A 17,546-nucleotide genomic window follows, 5' to 3' on the forward strand; every position below is an offset into this window, starting at 1 on the left:
ATGTTCCCCAAGTCAGCGGCGCGGCTGAATCACGCCGCGCACGCGCCCTTGCAGGTTGGCGATACCCGTCTGGTCGCTGTAGTCGAACACGTCGCCGGTAAATTGATCGTCGCCGCGCTGCAACTCCACCGGCTGGTCGGAGCTGACGCGGTCTTCGTCCATGAAGGCGTGCAGAAATTCACCCCTGAACTCCAGCCGCGGCTCCACACCGCCGCCGTGCTTGGCCACGGGTTCGCGCACCACACGGGCTTTGCCGTACAGCTTGACCTCTGAAACACCCGCGTTGGAGATGGCGCGCTGGGCAGTCACCACGGTGGGATGGCCTTGCTCGTCGATGGACTGAATGCGCGGCTGCATCACCTCCAGTGTGTCGTCTGCCGGGTAATGGCGACCCTCGGTGCCCCGCAGTTCAGATTTGAGGCGGCCTTCGGGGGTGAAACTGCGCACCCAGAAGTCCTGCATGAAATAGTCGGGTTTGGCCGACACTGCTTTTTCAACTCTAGGCTCCAGAAACTGCGGCGCGCTGCGCACCAGCCACCAGGTACCCAGCGCAAACAAGCCCATCAACAGCACAGGAAGCCAGGCCGACAACTGATCCCGGCCATAGCGCAACATGCGGCGGCGATCCATCACGCAGCAGCCTCTGGTGTGGTTGCAGGGCCGCACGCCGCTTCAAGCAGGCGACGGTAATGGCCGCCGGCCACCAGCAGCAGGTCGCAAAATTCACGCGCCGCACCTGCGCCTGCCTGAGCTGAGGTGATGTACTGCGCAACGGCGCGCACCTCTGCATGGGCCTGAGGCGGCGCGCAGGCAAAGGCCGCGCGCTGCATCACAGGCAAGTCGGGCCAGTCGTCACCAATGGCGGCGGCCTGCGCCCAGTCCAGCTTCAACTCGGCCAGTAAGTCTTCGGCGGCGGGGCGCTTGTCTTCGGTGCCCAGGCGCAGGTGCCGCACACCCAGCGCTTTCAAGCGCAGGCGCAACGGGGCGGAGTCGCGCCCCGAGATCACGCACGGCGTGATACCCGCCTGGGCCAGCAGCTTCAGGCCGTGGCCGTCCAGGGTGTGAAAGCGCTTGAGCGCTTCACCCTCGGCACTGAAATACAGGCCACCGTCGGTCAGCACGCCATCGACGTCGAAAAAAGCCACGCGCACGCCTTGCGCGCGCAGCAGCAAATCGGGCGGAAAGGTCAAGGCGGGCTGAACCACTGATGCCATCAGATCACCTTGGCGCGCATCAGGTCGTTGCTACTGACTGCGCCGATCAGTCTGGCGTCGGCATTCAGCACCAGCAGCACGGTGATGCGGTGCTGCTCCATCACCTCGGCGGCCTCGGCAGCCAGAGCGTCGTCGCGCACGGTGTGCGGCTGCGAATGCATGACTTCGCTTGCAATCAGCGCGCGTAAATCGCGGCCTGTCTCGATCAGGCGGCGCAAATCGCCATCGGTAAAGATGCCCAGCAGGCCGCGCTGTGCATCCACCACGGCGGCTGCGCCCAGGCCTTTACGGGTCATCTCCTGCATCAGCGTACTGAAATTGGCTGATGCAGGCACACAAGGCACGGCGTCGCCGCTGCGCATCACGTCAGCCACGCGGGTCAGCAGGCGGCGGCCCAGCGCACCGCCAGGGTGCGAGCGGGCGAAGTCTTCGGCGCGAAAGCCGCGTGCGTCCAGCAGTGCCACCGCCAATGCATCGCCCAGCGCCAGTTGCGCGGTGGTGCTGGCGGTGGGAGCCAGGTTGAGCGGGCAAGCTTCTTTTTCGACGCTGCTGTTGAGTAACACGTCGGCATGGCGCGCCAGCGTGGAGGTGGCCCCGCCGGTAATGGCCAGCAGCGGCGCACCCAGACGCTTGACCAGCGGCAAGATGGCGGTGAGTTCTTCGCTTTCACCGCTGTTGGAGATGGCCAGCACCGCATCGTGCGGCTGGATCATGCCCAGATCGCCGTGGCTGGCTTCGGCCGGGTGCACAAACATGGCGGGGGTGCCGGTAGAGGCCAGCGTGGCGGCGACCTTGCGGCCGATGTGGCCGCTTTTGCCCATGCCCATCACCACCACGCGCCCGCGCATGTTCAAGATCAGCTCAACCGCGCGGGCAAAAGCCACATCCAATCGGGTTTTCAGGCCCAGCACGGCGGCAGCTTCGATGTCCAGCGTGTCGTGGGCCAGGCGAATGGCCTGGGCGGAGTCAAAAGGCATACAGCGGATTTTATCGAGCATCAGCCGGGGCTGTGGTCAAGAAGCTGCCGCCGGAGCTGCGGCTGCGCTAGCATCGGAGGCATGAACGCGTTAAACCTGACGCTGCTGTACCTGCTGGCCGCCGTGATGGGTGTGGCCTTTTGTCGCTGGCTGAAGCTGCCCGCCATTTTGGGCTATCTGCTGGCCGGGGTGCTGATGCAGCCGCACACCCTGGGCCTGACTTTTGGGCAAGACAGCGAGAGCATCAAGTATCTGGCCGAATTTGGCGTGGTGTTTTTGATGTTTGTGATTGGGTTGGAATTCAACCTGCCCAAACTGCGTGCCATGCGCCAGCACGTGTTTGGCCTGGGAATGGCGCAGGTGACGCTGACCATGGCGCTGGTTACCCTGGGGTCGGTGCTGCTGGCCTGGGCGCTGCCGCAGGTCTGGGCGATCAACTGGCAGACTTCGGTGGCGCTGTCAGGTGCAGTCGCCATGAGCAGCACCGCCATCGTGGTGAAAATGATGGCCGACCGGCTGGAGCTGGATTCCGAGCACGGCCAGCGCGTGATGGGCGTGCTGCTGTTTCAGGACTTGGCGGTGGTGCCCTTGCTGGTGCTGATTCCCGCGCTGGGGGCCGAGCCAGACAAACTGCTTGGCGCTTTGGCCGTGGCGGGCGTCAAGGCCGTGCTGCTGATTGGCGTGCTGCTGTGGGGCGGCCAGCGCGTCATGCGCTGGTGGCTGACCATCGTGGCGCGGCGCAAAAGCGAAGAGCTGTTTGTGCTCAACCTGCTGCTGATGGCTTTGGGCATGGCCTGGATGACCGAGCACGCGGGCCTGAGCCTGGCGCTGGGGGCGTTCATCTGCGGCGTGCTGATTTCCGAGACCGAGTTCAAAGTACAGGTCGAATCCGAAATACGCCCGTTCCACGACGTGCTGCTGGGGCTGTTTTTCATCACCATCGGCATGATGCTGGACTGGCGCCAGGTGGTGCTGCAATGGCCGCTGGTGCTGGTGCTGACCACGTTGCCCGTGCTGTTCAAGCTGGGGTTGGTGGCGCTGCTGGCCAAGGTGATGGGGGCCAGCAGCGGCGTGGCGATGCGCACCGGCCTGTATGTGGCGCAGGCGGGCGAATTCGGCTTTGTGCTGCTGACGCTGGGCATGCGGGAAGGCTTGCTCAAGCCCGAACTGTTCAACCCCGTGCTGGCGGCCATGGTGCTGTCGATGCTGGCCACGCCCTTCATCATCTTGGGCAGCAACCGCATCGTCATGCGCCTGGTCACCAGCGAATGGTTGCAGCAGTCGTTGCAAATGACGCGCATTGCCAGCCAGTCCATCAACACCAAGGGACACGTGCTGATTTGCGGCTATGGACGCAGCGGTCAGGCCATGGCGCGCCTGCTGGAGCAGCAAGGCATTCCTTACGTGGCGCTCGATCTGGACCCCGACCGCGTGCAGCGCGCCAAAGCAGCCGGCCAGTCGGTGGCTTTTGGCGATGCAGGCAAACCGCAGGCGCTGATTGCGGCGGGCCTGAACCGCGCCAGCGCAGTCGCCATCACCTATCTGGAGCTGCCCAACGTGATGAAGGCGTTGGCCATCATTCACCAGACCGCACCCCACGTGCCCATCATCGTGCGCACCCAGACCGACCGCGATCTGGACAAACTGCGCGCCGCCGGTGCCACCGAAGTGGTGCCCGAATCGCAAGAAGGCTCGCTCATGCTGGCCAGCCACGCGCTGGCGCTGGTGGGTGTGCCCATGCGGCGCGTGCTGCGCATCGTGCAAGAGCAGCGCGAGCAGCGCTACGATTTGCTGCGCGGCTACTTCCACGGCGTGGACGATGCCAGCGATGACGAGATGCAAGAAGACCGCCTGCACACCTTTGTGCTGCCGCAAGGGGTAACAGGCCAGCAACTGGGCGCCCTGCTGGCCGAAATAGGCGAAGTGCGCGCCATCAGCCTGCGCCAGCGCAGCGGACAACCCCTGTCGACCGACGACGACACCACCTTGCAAGGCGGCGAAACCCTGGTGCTCTCAGGCAAGGCCGATGCGCTGGCGCAGGCTGAAAAAATTCTCAACACCTGACTTAGCCGCCTTTGGCCTTTGCCGCAGCATCGCCGATACACAACGCTACGCACAACACCCCATGATCGACACCGCCAGCGCCCCGTTTTCCGTCACCGACTACCTGCGCCAACACATCCGCACCGTGCCCGATTGGCCCGCGCCGGGCGTGCAGTTTCGGGACATCACACCGCTGCTGCAAAACCCGCGGGTTTTTCGCGTGCTGATCGACGCCTTTGTGCACCGCTACATGGATCCCGCCCTGCGCCCTGACGTGGTGGCCGGGCTGGACGCACGCGGCTTCATCTTAGGATCAGTCGTGGCTTACGAACTGAACGTGGGCTTTGTGCCCATCCGCAAAAAAGGCAAACTGCCCTTCACCAAAGTGGAAGAAACCTACGAGCTGGAATACGGCAGCGCCACCGTCGAGCTGCACACCGACGCCGTGACGCGCGGCCAGCGCGTGCTGCTGATTGATGACCTGATCGCCACTGGTGGCACCATGCTGGCGGGCAAAAAACTGCTTGAAAAGCTGGGGGCCCACGTGACCGAAGGCGCGGCCATCGTCGACTTGCCCGAGCTGGGCGGCTCAGCCCGCCTGCGCCAGGGTGGGCTGGCTCTGTTCACGCTGGTGGATTTTGCGGGGCATTAAGAGCGTGTTCAAAGTCTCACCAAACTGTGCGCAGCACAACAAAACGCTTCTATTTATATAGCTTATATCGCTGCGCCATCAAGCGTTAGACACAGGTTTTATTTGCAATCAATCCAGGCCGCGCAATTGCTGCCGCAGCGCAGCCACCTCTTCCATCAAATCGGTGGCCAGCGCGGCCAGTTGCGGGTCGGCGTCGTACACGTGTTCCAGCTCGGCAACGCGGCGCGCACGCACGATGGTGGTGCTGGCAAAGCGCCACTCCATCGTGCTGTCGCCGCTGGCCGGTTGCAGCACACCAGCGCGCACATGGGTGGCGATCCAGTCGGGTTCCAGCCGCGCACAGCGGGCCAGTTCATCCAGCGTCAGCGCTGCGTCGTCCAAAAGTTCGGCCATGTGGGCGGAGATTGTCACTGTGGATCGGTTCATGTCGATATCCTTTTGCGTCAGGCACGGCGCGGGTCAAAGCCGGGGTAGGCATCGCGCAGGCCCGTCCAGGCCGTTTTTTGTGCGTCGGTGACGGCACCAGGCACGGCTATTTCAAGCTCCAGATACAAGTCACCCGGCGCGCTGCCGGATGAGGCGCTGGCAGGAATGCCGCGCCCTTTCAGGCGCAGCTTGCGGCCGCTGCCTGAACCCGCAGGGACGGTCACTTCCACGGTTTTGCCATCGGGCGTTTGCACCTGCACGCTGCCCCCCAGAGCGGCTTCCCACGGGGTGACGCGCAACTTTTGCGTGACATCACGGCCCTCAACGCGGTAACGCGCATCGGCACGAAATTGCACCTGCAAGAACAAATCGCCCGCTGCACCGCCATTAAAACCGGGCGTGCCTTGCCCTGCCAGACGGATCATCTGGCCTTCTTTGACGCCCTGCGGAATCTTCACTTGCAGCGTGCGCTGCTCGGGTGCCACATGGCCTTGCGCATCCACGCGCGCGCTTTGCAGGTTGATGCTGCGCTCGGCCCCGTGGTAGGCATCGGCCAGATTCAGCTCGATGCGGGCGTGGTGGTCGTCACCGCGCATGGATTGCGGCGCGCGCGCGTGGCCGTGTGCGCCTGCCGCACCAGCACCGCTGGTGCGTGCGTGACCAAACATCTGTTCAAAAAATTCGCTGTAGTCGCCTTCACCGTTGCCGAAGTGGGCGCGAAAGCCTTTCGGACCACCATCACTGCCACCGCCAAATTCGTAACCGGTGTTCCAGCCGGGTGGTGGCCGCACGTCATCGCCTGAGCGCGCACCTGCCGCCCAGGCCTGTGCGCCCACACTGTCGTAGGCAGCGCGCTTTTCGGCATCGCCCAGCACGGTGTTCGCCTCGTTCACCTCGGCCATGCGCTGGGCGGCATCGGCTTCTTTGCTGACGTCGGGGTGGTATTTGCGGGCCAGCTTGCGGTAGGCTTTTTTGATGTCGTCCTGGGTGGCACTTTTGTCCACGCCCAGGATCTGGTAATAGTCTTTGAACTCCATGCGTGAAATTGGCTCTCTTTGGTGTGTGGGCTGGCTTTTAAATGGGGTCTACAAGCATTTTTGCAACCTGCGTGTGCGTCCGCCAAAAAGCCCGGCTCACATGCTACAACCGATCATCAAGGATGGCATCATGCTGCTTCAATCACCGCGCTTTCTCTCTCGCCGTCAGGCTTTGCTGGGCTTGATGGGCGCTGGCATGGGTGTGGGCGGGTCAGCCTGGGCGGCCAAAGAGCTTGCCACCCCACTGACCGTCTGGAAAGACCCGCAATGCGGCTGCTGTGGCGACTGGATCGACCACATGAAAACCCACGGCTTTGCCATCACCGTGCACGATACGGGCAACGCGGCGGCGCGTACGCGCCTGGGGTTGGATCGGCGTTATGCGTCCTGCCACACCGCGCTGGTGGGCGGCTACGTACTGGAAGGCCACGTGCCTGCGGGCGACGTGCGCCGCTTGCTGAAAGAAAAGCCCGTCGCACTGGGCCTGGCGGTACCGGGCATGCCCGTTGGCTCGCCGGGCATGGATGGCCCGGTCTACAAGGGCCAGCGCGACCCCTACGATGTGCTGCTGGTGGGGCGCGACGGCCGCAGCCGCGTGTTTACGTCGTATGCGGGCGCTTGAACCTGCAAAAAGCCGGAGTGCCTGCCATCCGATGGCCGCAGAGCAAGCCCAGTCGGCGAACGCTGTGGCTGGGCTATGCCTGGCCACCAGCGTTGTCCCCCTTTTTGGGGAAGCCGCGTCAGCAGCACAGGGCGCGCGTTATCACAACGGATGTTCAGTGTAAAAGCGCCCGCCGTGAAACAGCAGCGGCGCAGCACCCGGCTGGTGGCCTGCGCGCTCAACCTGGCCGACGAAGATGACGTGATCGCCTTCGTCGTAGCGGCTTTTGTTCAGGCATTCAAAGTGCGCCACCGCGCCCTCAATCAGCGGCGCGCCCGCCACTCCAGGCCGCCAGGCCGTGCCCTGCCAGCGGTTGCCCACGGGGGCGGCAAAGCGTTCGGCCAGCGACTGCTGGTCGGCCGAGAGGATGTTGATGGCGTAGTGCGATCCAGCGCGAAAGGTGGGAATCGAGGCCGAGCGCTGGCTCAGGCTCCACAGCACCAGCGGTGGATGGATCGATACCGAATTGAACGAGTTGGCCGTCAGCCCTACCAGCGCACCATCGGGCGCACGCGCCGTGACGATGGTTACCCCGGTGGCGAACATGCCCAGCGCGGCGCGAAAGTCCTGTTCAGACAAATCGGTGGGGCAGGTGGCTGGATGACAAGGCATAGGCTGACATTGAACGAGCGGCCATCATAGTCAGCACGCCTCAACCCTGAAGTCACTCAGGTGATGACGGCTGGTTGTGGCGAATGCAGCTTGCTTGAATGTGCGCAGGCAAGGAGTATTAACATGGCGGTATGTCTTCCACCCCCTTCCTGCCCCCGCCTCGCTCGCGCCAGTGGTCTGATCTGGTCACCACCGATTTCGAGCAGATGGATTTGCGCCGAGCCATTGCCGTGCTGCCCCTGGGCGCGACCGAGCAGCACGGCCGGCATCTGCCGCTGTCGGTTGATGCCAACTTGGCGCACAGCATGGTCGAAGCCAGCGTGCGCGCCTTGCCCGAGGATTTGCCGGTGCTGTTTTTGCCGGTGCAGCGTGTGGGCTACAGCCCTGAGCACGCAGCCTACCCCGGCACACTGAGCCTGAAGGCCGACACCGTGATTCGTCTGTGGACCGACATGGCCGAGAGCGTGCACGCCAGCGGGGTGCACAAGCTGGTGCTGTTCAACACGCACGGTGGCAACGTCGGCCTGCTGGACGTGGTGGCGCGCGATTTACGCGCCCGGTTGGGCATGCTGGTCTACAGCGTCAACTGGTTTGACCTGCCGCTGCTGGATGCCGACGGCAACGACGTGATGCAGCGCTTTTCAGACGAAGAGCGGCGCTTTGGCGTGCATGCAGGTCAGGTGGAAACCAGCATCATGCTGGCGCTGAAGCCGCGTCTGGTGCGCCGCGCCAAGGCGCGCAACTTTGCCTCGTCGTCGCAAACGCGGGCGCGTGACTTTCGCATTTTAGGCAATGGCAAAACCGCCAAGCTGGCCTGGATGGCGCAAGATTTGCACGCCAGCGGCAGTGTGGGTGCGGCGGCCAGCGCCAGCGCGGAAGACGGCCTGGCTGTGTTGGACGCCGCAGGCCGCGCGCTGGCCGATTTGCTGAAAGAAATCGACCAGCTGCCCTCAGACACACTGCGCAACCGCTGAAGTCAAGCGGCGCGGGCCGTGCACAGCTTTCAGGTGCGCCTCAGGTGTAAGTGACCCAGTCGCGGTAAGGCAGCTCGTCCAGATGCGGCAAGCTGTTGTAAGTCATCAACGTGTGCCGCCTGGGGCTGAAGTGAAACTCGGTCACCGCCGTGTTGCGGATGCGCAGGTTCAATTCCACCGCCATCTGCGGTGGCGCTTGCAGCACGTGCGCCACCGCCGTGGCAATCGGCCCGCCGCTGGACACCAGCAGTGCGTTGCCCTGGCAATGCGTCTGCACATGCGCTAATGCGCTGGTAACGCCGCGCAAAAAATCGGTGTGGCTGGGCATACCCACCGGCTGCACATCGCCCGCCATCCAGCGCGACAAACCCTCGCGCAGCAGGCGAAAGTGCTGGCGGTAGCGCTCAGGCGTGTCCGGCTTGGGCAACGGATCAGGATGCACAGCCGCAATCACGGCGTGGCTGTCGTATTCATTCAGGCCCGGCCATTCGGTGCGTTCCAAGGGCAGCCCCGCGCCCTCGGCCAGATGGTGCCAAGTTTGAACCTGACGCCGCAGCGAGCCGGTCAGTACTGCATCAAATCGCAAACCCTCGCCCCAGCGCGCGCGCCAGTACTGGCCCAGACGCTGGCTTTGCTGCTGGCCCAAAGGACTTAACTGGTCGTAGTCGTCCGCGCCGAAACTGGCCTGCCCGTGGCGCACAAGGTAAAGCGTTCCCATGCGGGCATTGTGCGTGGCACCAGACCGCCACGTGCACCATGCGGGTCATGCCGGGGACAGCAGGCGCTGCCAGAGGCGGGATGCCAAGCAAGCTTTGCGTTCTTATTGACATTGCCCATCAGGCTATTGTTTGGCGAGTATTTCAGCCAACAACGCCGCATCCACATTGGCCCCGGTCAGTGCCAGGCCCACCTGCTGGCCGCGCAGCGCTTGGCGCTCTTGCAGCGCTGCGGCCAATGCTGCCGCGCCCGCACCTTCGGCCAGGTTGTGGGTGTCGGTGTAGATCGCGCGCATGGCCGTGGCCACTTCATCGTCGCTGATGAGCACCACGTGATCCAGCCCTCCAGCCAGCACTGCCAGCGCTTGCGGGTCGGCGCGGCGCACGGCCATGCCATCTGCAATGCGGGTGGTTGCGGCGGCTTCGACCACATGGCCTGCCGCCAACGAGTCGGCATAGGTGGTGGCATGTTGGCTGACCACGCCGACGATGCGCACGCCGTGGTTCAGCGCCCGCTTGGCGGCAATGGCCGCGCACGCGCCCGATCCCAAGCCGATGGGCACGTAGGCCACGTCCAACTGCGGCACGGCGCGCAAAAATTCCAGCCAGTACGTGGTCGCGCCACACACCAGGTCGTGGTGAAAGCTGGGCACCATCAGCACGTCCGTGCTGCGCTCGGCTCGGGCCCCACGCTCGGCAGCCAATTGGCGCGCATGGTCGGCGCTTTCGGTGAAGTCGGTGCCGTGCTCGATCAAGTGCACGCCCAATGCGCGCATGGCGGCGTTTTTCTCCACCGAGTTGCCACGCGGCACGACGATGGTGCAGCGCACGCCGTGGACGCGGGCCGCCCAGCCGATGCTCTGGCCGTGATTGCCGCGCGTGGCGCTGATCACTTCGCGCGGCAGTTCGCCACGCCGCGCCAGTGCGTCAAAAAACACCAGCCCGCCGCGAATCTTGAACGCGCCCACGGGCGTATGGTTTTCGTGCTTGACCCAGCAGTCGGCACCCAGCCGCTCGGACAGCAAAGCCCAGCGGTACTGCGGCGTGGGCGGAAATTCGCGGTAGACCACCTGGGCGGCGGCTTCGATGTCGGACAGGGTGGGCAGGGATAAAAGGCTCATGAAGCCGCACCGGTGGAAATGGATGACAACGTGATTTCACCCCGCGGCGTGTGCAGCGTGGCCAACAGCTCGGGGCGTTCAGATTGATGAACGGGGATGGCAGGCATGCCCACCGCATGCAAGGCAGCGTGCAAAGCGGTGGCGCGCGGGTGGCGCAGTGCCAGCGACTGCAGTTGCAGCCCGACGCCGGGCATGGCCTGGGCCGGATGCACGTCGCCCCATTCAATCAGCGTGGGCAGGCAGCCATCCATCAAGCGCTGGCCGTCGGGCCGCACGGTGATGCGCCATTGCAGCAGGCCCGCAGGCGTCTGGCGGCTGACGGCCAGCACGTCGCCGCGGTCAATGCCTTGCACCGCCAGCGCGGTGGCGGCGGCCTGCGTGTCGGGCACGCGGGCTACCCAGTGCGTCAGGCACGGGCCATGGCAGCGCACGTGCTTACGCAGCGCGGTTTGATCCATGTCGTACCAGCGGGTTCGGGGTGGCGCACCTGTAGCGCTGGTGGGGGTGGCTTGCGGATTGATGGCGATGATTTCCAGATAAGCCAGCGGATGCGCTGCGCTGCTGATGTCCAGCAAGCGGTTGTGGGTGCCAAACAGCGGGTGTTCGCCACCAGGGCCGGGCGTGACGCCCAGCGCGCTTTGACACCAAGCCACGCCTGCGTCCAGGGTGTCGGCCATGATGACCAGGTGGTCGAGTTGCGGCACGAGAGAAAGCCCGGCGCTCATAGCACGACCTCGCCGCTGATGCAACGCACGCAGTCGCCGCCCACCCACACCTGGCCTGCCGCATCACGCTCGACGTGCACGCGCCCGGCACGGCCCAGCGCCGTGCCTTGGGCGGCGACGTAGCGCGCGGGCAGCGCACCGGCTTCCATCAGCCACTGGGCCAGGCTGGCGTTCAGGCTGCCCGTCACGGGGTCTTCCGGCACGCCGATGGGGGCGGCAAAGGCGCGCACTTCGATCAGCGGCGCGTCAGAAGCCGAACCAAAGGCGCGCGCCTCTCGGCTTGATTTGGCTATCAACGAAGCCGCAAAGGGCGCTTGATGTCGGCCCGCCACGCCCACTTTTTGCCCCAGACCGGCCAGTCCCGCATGGTCAGGCTCCAGCGCCAGCACGGTGTCGGCACTGTCCAGCCACAGGCCGAGCCACTGCGGGCCGTTGTCGAGCAGGCGCGCTTGCTGTATCTGCGCAGGCTTGATCCCCAACGCCGCCGCCACATCGGCCAGTGCGGCTGGCGCAAGGGCGCTGGCCTGTATCGGCGGGGCGGCAAAGGCCAGGCGTGGGCCGTCCTGGCGAATCGTCACCAAACCCCTGGCGCATTGCTGCACGATGCGGTCTGCCGCCTGGGGCTGCCCACCTGCGGCCAGCCAGGCAAAGCACGAACCCAGCGTGGGGTGGCCTGCAAACGGCAACTCGCCGCCGGGGGTGAAGATGCGCAATTGGTAATCCGCCGCTGCATCGGTAGGCGGCAGCACGAAGGTGGTCTCCGACAAATTGGTCCAGCGCGCAAAGCGCTGCATGGCCGCATCGTCCAGGCCAGTGCCGTCCAGCACCACGGCAACCGGGTTGCCCAGCGTGGCCGTGGTGGTGAAGACGTCGATTTGGGCAAACGGGCGTGCATAGGGTGTTGGCATTGAAATTCCTGTTTTGATAGCAATTCAAGCAGTCGACACAAGCGAAAAACTTGTTTTTTCTTATGAAGCCGCAGCACGAATCACCCGCGCCAGCGCCGCCATGCCCTGGTCGATCTGCGCCGCCGTGCTGGTGACGAACGACAGGCGCAGCGTGCGCGCGTCGGGCTGGTGGGCATAAAACGGCGTGCCGGGCACGAAGGCCATGCCCGCATCCACCGCCTTGGGCAACAGCGCTTGCGCATTCAAGCCTTCGGGCAGGCGCAGCCAGACGAACATACCGCCTTGGGGCTGCGTCCACGCCACATCCAGGCCCGCCATGTGTTGGCCCAGCGCGGCCATCATGGCGTCGCGCTGTGCTTTGTACAGCGCGCGGATGGTGGGCACGTGGCGGTCCAGAAAACCGCCCTTGAGCACCTCGATCACCACCCGCTGGTTGAAGCCGGGCGTGTGCAAATCGGCCGCCTGCTTGGCCTGCAACAGCTTGGGGTAGAGCGCAGGCGGCGCAATCACGTAGCCCAAACGCAGGCCAGGGGCGAGGATTTTCGAGAACGACCCGAGGTAGATCACCCCTTCTGGCCAGCGCGCCAGCAGCGGGGCGGGTGGCGGCTGGTCAAACCACAGCTCGCCATAAGGGTTGTCTTCAATGATGGGCAGGCCCCCACCAGCGCTTGCGCGGCACACCGCCAGCACGGCTTCGCGCCGCGCCTCGGGCATGGTGCGGCCAGTGGGGTTTTGAAAGTTGGGCAGCAGGTACATAAAGCGCGGCGGTTCAGCGCCGCTTTCAAGCTGCGCCGCCAGCGCTTCGGGCAACACGCCTTCGTCGTCGCTGGCCACGCTGATCACCTGCGGCTGCATGGGCGTGAAAGCTTGCAGCGCGCCCAGGTAGGTGGGCGTTTCGACCAGCAGCGGGCTGCCGGCGTCGATCAGCACCTTGGCCACCAAATCCAGCCCCTGCTGGCTGCCGGTGGTGATGAGCACCTGGTCGGGCGACACCGTGGCACCTTGCTTGGCCATTTCACCCGCCACCCACTGGCGCAGCTCGGGCAGCCCTTCGCTGGCGGCGTATTGCAGCGCGGGCTTGGCGATGGCGCTGCCTTCGCCCAGCACGGTGGCGCAGGCCGCGCGCATGGCCTCCACCGGAAAAGTCTCGGGCGAGGGCAAACCGCCCGCAAAGTTAAGGATGCCGGGGCGCTCGGTCACCTTGAGGATTTCACGGATGGCTGAGGGGTTCATGGCCGCAGCGCGGGCGGCCAGGCGCCAGGGGGAGGTGGTGGGTGACTCGGTGTGGTTCATGGTGACACTCTCTTGGACAAATCAGGCGCGAATCAGTGGGATCAGCGACAGCACCAGCAGCAGCGCCATCGTGATGTTGAAAGCATGCACGTATGAGGGCTTGGTCAACAAGCGCTGCAAGCCGACGCCGAACGCCGTCCACACGCTCACACAAGGCAGATTCACCACGGTAAACACCAGCGCCAGCACGGCGATGGCGGCCACCGTGGGGTCGCTGGGCAAATAAGTGGCAATGGCCCCCAATGCCATGATCCACGCCTTGGGGTTGACCCACTGAAAAGCCGCTGCGGCGGTAAAACCCATCGGCCTGGCCGCCGCCCGCTGACTGGCTTTGGGTGCCGCTGCCGTGGCAATGCGCCACGCCAGATACAGCATGTAAGCGCCGCCCACCCAGCGCAGCACCTCATGAATGGCCGGATACGCCCTGAGCGCCGCGCCCAGGCCCACGCCCACCACCAGCACCATCAAGCCAAAGCCCAGGCTGATACCCAGCATGTGCGCCGCCGAGCGCGCAAAGCCGAAGTTCAGCCCCAAGGCCAGCAGCATCATGTTGTTCGGCCCCGGCGTGATCGAGGTGGCCACCGCGTAAGTCAGCAGCGACAGCAACGCGCCTGCTTCCATCGTCATGACCGCCTCTGCCGCACCAGCGGGCGCGCCAGTCGGCGGCTGGCCACCACCGTGGCCACCACCGCCAGTGCAAAGCCCAGCGACAGCGCGTCCAGCCGCTCGCCCAGCAGCGGCACGGCAAACAGCATGCTCAAAAACGGCTGCAGCAGCTGCACCTGGCTCACGCGCAATGCGCCACCCCAGTCCAGACCGCGAAACCAGGCAAAAAACCCGGCCCACATCGACACCGTGCCCACGTACACAAAGCCCAGCCAACTGCTGGCGCGCACTGGCTGCACGGCCGTGTCAGGCCACAGCCACAGCGCAGCGGGCAGGCTGACCGGCAGCGCCAGCGCGCACATCCAGCAGATCACGCGCTCAGCCCCCAGCGCGGGCGTGACCTGCGCGCCGCACACGTAGCCGACCGATGCGGCCACCACCGCGCCCAGCAGCAGCCCATCCGCCGCCGTCAGCCCAAAGCCCCCCGCGCCGTGCGCACGCAACCACGCATACACCACCACCAGCGCGCTGCCCAGCACTGCACACAGCCAAAAGCCCAGCCGCGCGCGCTGGCCCAGAATCAACGCCGCTGCCACCGCGGTCACCAGCGGCAACAGCGCCGTGATCACCGCCGCATGCACCGCCGTGACGTGGCGCAAAGCCAGCGCCAGCAGCAACGGATAGCCCACCACATTGCCCGCCACCGCACCCAGCAGCGGCAGCCAGTGCCGCCGCGCAGGCCAGTGCGAGCGGGTGGCCAGCAAGAACACCACCGACAGCAGCCCCGCCAGTGCGGCGCGGCCGACGGTGACGAAAGCCGGTGCCAATTGCGGATCGCCCGCGCTGCCCGTGGCCAGGCGCGTGGCAGGCAACGTGATGGCAAAGCAGGTCACGCCCACCACGCCCAGCCAGAACCCGGCCATCAGGCGTGCATCGCCAGTCAGCGCGCGAGTGGTCATGCCAAGCTCCCTGCCGTCGCGCCCAGCCCACAGATACCGAGGGCTGCGGAGCAAGCCGCCCCAGCAATCGCCGTGGCCGGGGTTTGCCCGGCCGCTGGCGATGCCCCCTTGAGGGGGGTGGCGCAACAGCGCGCAGCGCGTGGAGCCTGGGGGTGGGCTTCTTTCCACATCATCCACAGCGCGGTCACGGCCAAAGCCACGGCCATCACGCGGTTGAACCACAACAGCCGTTGTCCGCGCCCCAGCCAACCGCGCAGGGCCGATCCCACCAGCGCATACAGCAGGTTGCTGGCAAAGGCGTACACCACCATCACCGGCAGCACCACCGCCAGGCGCTGGGGCCAGTCGGGCTGGCCGCTGACCCAGCCGCTGGCAATGGCGATGGCCAGCATCCACGCCTTGAGATTGACAAACTGCAACAGCACACCTTGCCCAAAGCCCACGTCCAGCCGGTGGCTCTGGAGGGCGGTCAAGGTGCCGCTGCAAGCCAGCCGCCAGGCCAGCCACAGCATGTAGCCCACGCCAAGACCCAGCACCGCCCAGCGCAACGGGGACCACGCCAGCACCACCGTCCCCACGCCCAGCGTGCTCAGCACCAGCTGCATCGACCACCCCACCGGCACCGCGCACACAAAGCGCAGCGCCGGGCGCAGCCCCCGGTTGGCGGCCATGGCGGCGGACAGCGTGGTGTTCGGCCCCGGCGTAAAGCTCATCGCCGTGGCCAGCAGCAGCAGTGCACCAAATTCGGTGCTGCTCATGGCCGGGCAGAAGGCAAGCAGGTTGTCATGCGGTGCACTTTAGCCAAACAAACCCATACACTACCCATACAGTTTTACTGTGCAGCCGATCAACTGTATGGCTCTTGCCGCCCACACACCCACCCACCAATCATCCGCCATGCTGCTGCGCACCGCCACCCAGTCGTTGACCGAACAATTGGCCACCCGCTTTGCCGAGCGCATCCGCGACCGGCTGCTGGCCCCCGGCGCGCGCCTGCCCAGCGTGCGCCAGTGCGCTGCACAACACCGCTTAAGCCCCTCGACGGTGGTGGCCGCTTACGACCGGCTGCTGGCGCAAGGCTTGATCGAGGCGCGCCGCAACCGTGGTTTCTTTGTGCGCGATTCAGCCTCAAAATCGCCTTCAACGCTTGCTGGCCAAACGCAATCTGCTATTGTTTCAAGAGCAAGTGGCGAACTTCAAACCCAGCGTTCGCACGGCGCACCCTTGAGCGCCGCCACCCTGATGCGCGGCATGTTCCAGCCCATCAGCGACAAGCCGCAGCCCGGCATGGGCGTGCTGCCGCCCGACTGGATCGATACCGACATCATCTCTGCTGCCGTGCGCAAAGTCGCCAGCAGCGCCGCCCTGCGCCAAACCAGCGTGCGCTACGGCGAACCGGCGGGCGACGTGGCGCTGCGCCGCGCGCTGGCCGCGCGCCTGGGCGATCTGGGTATCCACGCCAACACCGCGCAGATTTTGACCACTGTGGGCGCCACGCAAGCGCTGGACCTCATCAGCCGCACCCTGCTCAAACCCGGCGACACCGTGATGGTCGAAGAACCCGGCTGGGCGGTGGAATTCGCCCGCCTGGCCGCGCTGGGCATGCGCATCCTGCCCGTGCCGCGCGGCCCGCAAGGGCCTGATCTGGAAGTGATGGCGCGTTACTGCACGGCGCACGCGGGCACGTCCGCCGCGCCGCGCCTGTTCGTCAGCGTCAGCGTGCTGCACAACCCCACCGGCGCGTGCCTCACGCCCGCCAGCGCCCACCGCGTGCTGCAACTGGCGCAGCAGCACAATTTCTGGATTGCCGAAGACGACAGCTACAGCCACCTGGCCCCGGCACACGCCACGCGGCTGGCACAGCTCGATGGTTTACGCCGCACCCTCTACGTGGGCGGGTTTTCAAAAATCCTGGCCCCCGACTGGCGCATCGGCTTTCTGGCCGCACCCGCCGAATGGGTTGAGCCACTGCTCGACACCAAGCTGCTCACCTCGCTGACCACCCCCAGCCTACTGGAGCGCGCGCTGGCCCACTGCATCGAGCAAGGCCAGTTGCGCCGCCACGCCGAACGCATCCGCACCCGGCTGGACGCCGCCCGCAGCCGCAGCGTCAAACTCGCCCTGCAAGCGGGCTGCACCTTTGCCGCCGAACCCGCCGGGCTGTTCGGCTGGGTCGACACCGGCGTGGACACCGAGCAGCTCGCCCTGCGTCTGCTCGACGACGGCTACCTGCTCGCCCCCGGCGCGCTGTTCCACGCCAGCCGCGCGCCCAGCACGCTGATGCGCATCAACTTCGCCAGCACCCAGAACGCCGCCTTTTGGCGCGTGTTTGAGCAAGCGCGTGGGGCGCTGACTGGAGAACACGCAAGGACTTGAGCTTGCACCCCATCCGCGCATACTTTTGATGCGCGCGTTGCATTCAGGTTGAAATGAGGCCGTTTTTTGTGGATTTTTTGTTGCTTCAAAAACAGAGAGACCAAAGGGCTTGCCATGCCAAGCGGCGCACCACAAGCTAGGGAAGGTCTGCACAACCCCCGCTGCAGGGCGAGGTGACGCGTGAATGTTCACATGGCGAAACGAGCGTTGAATTTCTCATCGTTTTGCGCTGTTTTTGGTTCGCTT

At 65.4% G+C, this 17,546-nt stretch carries 18 protein-coding genes and 1 pseudogene; 5 read left to right on the forward strand and 14 right to left on the reverse strand.

All coding sequences use genetic code 11. The features are described from left to right. Positions 1-12: 12 nt before the first annotated feature. The 3 genes from lptC to ACK5NW_RS10520 are packed head-to-tail and all read right to left on the reverse strand — an operon-like array spanning position 13 to position 2,191. Entirely contained in the window at positions 13-630 is a 618-nt protein-coding gene (gene lptC, locus ACK5NW_RS10510) for an LPS export ABC transporter periplasmic protein LptC (protein ID WP_416927816.1), read from the reverse strand. Then, on the reverse strand, positions 630-1,214 hold the full coding sequence (locus tag ACK5NW_RS10515) for a KdsC family phosphatase (RefSeq protein ID WP_416927782.1): 585 nt from the start codon (positions 1,212-1,214) through the stop codon (positions 630-632). The genes lptC and ACK5NW_RS10515 overlap by 1 nt, the downstream gene beginning before the upstream one ends. Beyond that, complete coding sequence (locus ACK5NW_RS10520) at positions 1,214-2,191, reverse strand: KpsF/GutQ family sugar-phosphate isomerase (RefSeq protein ID WP_416927784.1); 978 nt, start codon at positions 2,189-2,191, stop codon at positions 1,214-1,216. The genes ACK5NW_RS10515 and ACK5NW_RS10520 overlap by 1 nt, the downstream gene beginning before the upstream one ends. 81 nt (positions 2,192-2,272) lie before the next feature. Here ACK5NW_RS10520 and ACK5NW_RS10525 point away from each other — a divergent pair, with 81 nt between their 5' ends. Beyond that, complete coding sequence (locus ACK5NW_RS10525; protein ID WP_416927786.1) at positions 2,273-4,255, forward strand: cation:proton antiporter; 1,983 nt, start codon at positions 2,273-2,275, stop codon at positions 4,253-4,255. Between the two features lie 61 nt (positions 4,256-4,316). Next, positions 4,317-4,886, forward strand: a complete 570-nt coding sequence (locus ACK5NW_RS10530) for an adenine phosphoribosyltransferase (protein WP_416927788.1) — start codon at positions 4,317-4,319, stop codon at positions 4,884-4,886. Positions 4,887-4,994: 108 nt separating this feature from the next. Here ACK5NW_RS10530 and ACK5NW_RS10535 read toward each other — a convergent pair whose 3' ends face one another. Then, the gene (locus ACK5NW_RS10535) at positions 4,995-5,312 is read right to left on the reverse strand and encodes a MerR family transcriptional regulator (protein ID WP_416927790.1); all 318 of its coding nucleotides are present in this window, start codon (positions 5,310-5,312) and stop codon (positions 4,995-4,997) included. Between the two features lie 17 nt (positions 5,313-5,329). Beyond that, entirely contained in the window at positions 5,330-6,349 is a 1,020-nt protein-coding gene (locus ACK5NW_RS10540) for a DnaJ C-terminal domain-containing protein (protein ID WP_416927792.1), read from the reverse strand. 130 nt (positions 6,350-6,479) lie between these two features. On the opposite strand from ACK5NW_RS10540, the gene ACK5NW_RS10545 reads away from it, so the two are divergent. Continuing rightward, positions 6,480-6,971, forward strand: coding sequence for a DUF411 domain-containing protein (locus ACK5NW_RS10545; RefSeq protein ID WP_416927794.1), 492 nt, complete (start codon positions 6,480-6,482; stop codon positions 6,969-6,971). Positions 6,972-7,112: 141 nt separating this feature from the next. Here the strand turns inward: ACK5NW_RS10545 and ACK5NW_RS10550 are convergent, their stop codons facing one another. Continuing rightward, entirely contained in the window at positions 7,113-7,622 is a 510-nt protein-coding gene (locus ACK5NW_RS10550) for a flavin reductase family protein (protein WP_416927796.1), read from the reverse strand. A 131-nt stretch (positions 7,623-7,753) separates the two neighbouring features. Between ACK5NW_RS10550 and ACK5NW_RS10555 the strand changes: the two genes are divergently transcribed. Beyond that, positions 7,754-8,596, forward strand: coding sequence for a creatininase family protein (locus tag ACK5NW_RS10555; protein ID WP_416927798.1), 843 nt, complete (start codon positions 7,754-7,756; stop codon positions 8,594-8,596). A gap of 40 nt (positions 8,597-8,636) precedes the next feature. On the opposite strand, the gene ACK5NW_RS10560 is transcribed toward ACK5NW_RS10555, so the two are convergent. The 8 genes and pseudogenes from ACK5NW_RS10560 to ACK5NW_RS10595 all read right to left on the reverse strand — a co-directional run. Then, complete coding sequence (locus ACK5NW_RS10560; RefSeq protein WP_416927800.1) at positions 8,637-9,314, reverse strand: histidine phosphatase family protein; 678 nt, start codon at positions 9,312-9,314, stop codon at positions 8,637-8,639. Between the two features lie 123 nt (positions 9,315-9,437). Beyond that, entirely contained in the window at positions 9,438-10,433 is a 996-nt protein-coding gene (locus ACK5NW_RS10565) for a threonine dehydratase (RefSeq protein ID WP_416927802.1), read from the reverse strand. After that, positions 10,430-11,158, reverse strand: coding sequence for a VOC family protein (locus tag ACK5NW_RS10570; protein WP_416927804.1), 729 nt, complete (start codon positions 11,156-11,158; stop codon positions 10,430-10,432). Before ACK5NW_RS10570 ends, ACK5NW_RS10565 begins: the two co-directional genes overlap by 4 nt. Continuing rightward, a complete protein-coding gene (locus ACK5NW_RS10575) occupies positions 11,155-12,066 on the reverse strand; it encodes a PhzF family phenazine biosynthesis protein (protein WP_416927806.1) in 912 nt (303 codons plus the stop codon). The genes ACK5NW_RS10570 and ACK5NW_RS10575 overlap by 4 nt, the downstream gene beginning before the upstream one ends. Before the next feature lie 60 nt (positions 12,067-12,126). Beyond that, positions 12,127-13,359, reverse strand: coding sequence for a PLP-dependent aminotransferase family protein (locus ACK5NW_RS10580; protein WP_416927808.1), 1,233 nt, complete (start codon positions 13,357-13,359; stop codon positions 12,127-12,129). Between the two features lie 21 nt (positions 13,360-13,380). After that, positions 13,381-13,986 carry a LysE family translocator gene (locus ACK5NW_RS10585; RefSeq protein ID WP_416927810.1) on the reverse strand — a complete coding sequence of 202 codons (606 nt, stop codon included), beginning with the start codon at positions 13,984-13,986 and terminating at the stop codon, positions 13,381-13,383. Beyond that, positions 13,983-14,924, reverse strand: coding sequence for a DMT family transporter (locus ACK5NW_RS10590; RefSeq protein WP_416927812.1), 942 nt, complete (start codon positions 14,922-14,924; stop codon positions 13,983-13,985). The genes ACK5NW_RS10585 and ACK5NW_RS10590 overlap by 4 nt, the downstream gene beginning before the upstream one ends. A gap of 167 nt (positions 14,925-15,091) precedes the next feature. After that, positions 15,092-15,682: pseudogene (locus ACK5NW_RS10595) on the reverse strand (LysE family translocator); the annotation flags it as partial. Between the two features lie 139 nt (positions 15,683-15,821). On the opposite strand from ACK5NW_RS10595, the gene ACK5NW_RS10600 reads away from it, so the two are divergent. Further along, positions 15,822-17,300, forward strand: a complete 1,479-nt coding sequence (locus ACK5NW_RS10600) for a PLP-dependent aminotransferase family protein (RefSeq protein WP_416927814.1) — start codon at positions 15,822-15,824, stop codon at positions 17,298-17,300. Positions 17,301-17,546: the final 246 nt, after the last annotated feature.

Origin of the sequence: Ottowia sp., from assembly GCF_047975795.1 — a bacterium.
Lineage (GTDB): Bacteria > Pseudomonadota > Gammaproteobacteria > Burkholderiales > Burkholderiaceae_C > Ottowia.

What these genes read in the sequence shown, in the direction of transcription:
- lptC (WP_416927816.1), bottom strand. Translation starts at nt 630, where the DNA reads ATGGATCGCCGCCGCATGTTGCGCTATGGCCGGGATCAGTTGTCGGCC.
- ACK5NW_RS10515 (WP_416927782.1), bottom strand. Translation starts at nt 1,214, where the DNA reads ATGGCATCAGTGGTTCAGCCCGCCTTGACCTTTCCGCCCGATTTGCTG.
- ACK5NW_RS10520 (WP_416927784.1), bottom strand. Translation starts at nt 2,191, where the DNA reads ATGCCTTTTGACTCCGCCCAGGCCATTCGCCTGGCCCACGACACGCTG.
- ACK5NW_RS10525 (WP_416927786.1), top strand. Translation starts at nt 2,273, where the DNA reads ATGAACGCGTTAAACCTGACGCTGCTGTACCTGCTGGCCGCCGTGATG.
- ACK5NW_RS10530 (WP_416927788.1), top strand. Translation starts at nt 4,317, where the DNA reads ATGATCGACACCGCCAGCGCCCCGTTTTCCGTCACCGACTACCTGCGC.
- ACK5NW_RS10535 (WP_416927790.1), bottom strand. Translation starts at nt 5,312, where the DNA reads ATGAACCGATCCACAGTGACAATCTCCGCCCACATGGCCGAACTTTTG.
- ACK5NW_RS10540 (WP_416927792.1), bottom strand. Translation starts at nt 6,349, where the DNA reads ATGGAGTTCAAAGACTATTACCAGATCCTGGGCGTGGACAAAAGTGCC.
- ACK5NW_RS10545 (WP_416927794.1), top strand. Translation starts at nt 6,480, where the DNA reads ATGCTGCTTCAATCACCGCGCTTTCTCTCTCGCCGTCAGGCTTTGCTG.
- ACK5NW_RS10550 (WP_416927796.1), bottom strand. Translation starts at nt 7,622, where the DNA reads ATGCCTTGTCATCCAGCCACCTGCCCCACCGATTTGTCTGAACAGGAC.
- ACK5NW_RS10555 (WP_416927798.1), top strand. Translation starts at nt 7,754, where the DNA reads ATGTCTTCCACCCCCTTCCTGCCCCCGCCTCGCTCGCGCCAGTGGTCT.
- ACK5NW_RS10560 (WP_416927800.1), bottom strand. Translation starts at nt 9,314, where the DNA reads ATGGGAACGCTTTACCTTGTGCGCCACGGGCAGGCCAGTTTCGGCGCG.
- ACK5NW_RS10565 (WP_416927802.1), bottom strand. Translation starts at nt 10,433, where the DNA reads ATGAGCCTTTTATCCCTGCCCACCCTGTCCGACATCGAAGCCGCCGCC.
- ACK5NW_RS10570 (WP_416927804.1), bottom strand. Translation starts at nt 11,158, where the DNA reads ATGAGCGCCGGGCTTTCTCTCGTGCCGCAACTCGACCACCTGGTCATC.
- ACK5NW_RS10575 (WP_416927806.1), bottom strand. Translation starts at nt 12,066, where the DNA reads ATGCCAACACCCTATGCACGCCCGTTTGCCCAAATCGACGTCTTCACC.
- ACK5NW_RS10580 (WP_416927808.1), bottom strand. Translation starts at nt 13,359, where the DNA reads ATGAACCACACCGAGTCACCCACCACCTCCCCCTGGCGCCTGGCCGCC.
- ACK5NW_RS10585 (WP_416927810.1), bottom strand. Translation starts at nt 13,986, where the DNA reads ATGACGATGGAAGCAGGCGCGTTGCTGTCGCTGCTGACTTACGCGGTG.
- ACK5NW_RS10590 (WP_416927812.1), bottom strand. Translation starts at nt 14,924, where the DNA reads ATGACCACTCGCGCGCTGACTGGCGATGCACGCCTGATGGCCGGGTTC.
- ACK5NW_RS10600 (WP_416927814.1), top strand. Translation starts at nt 15,822, where the DNA reads ATGCTGCTGCGCACCGCCACCCAGTCGTTGACCGAACAATTGGCCACC.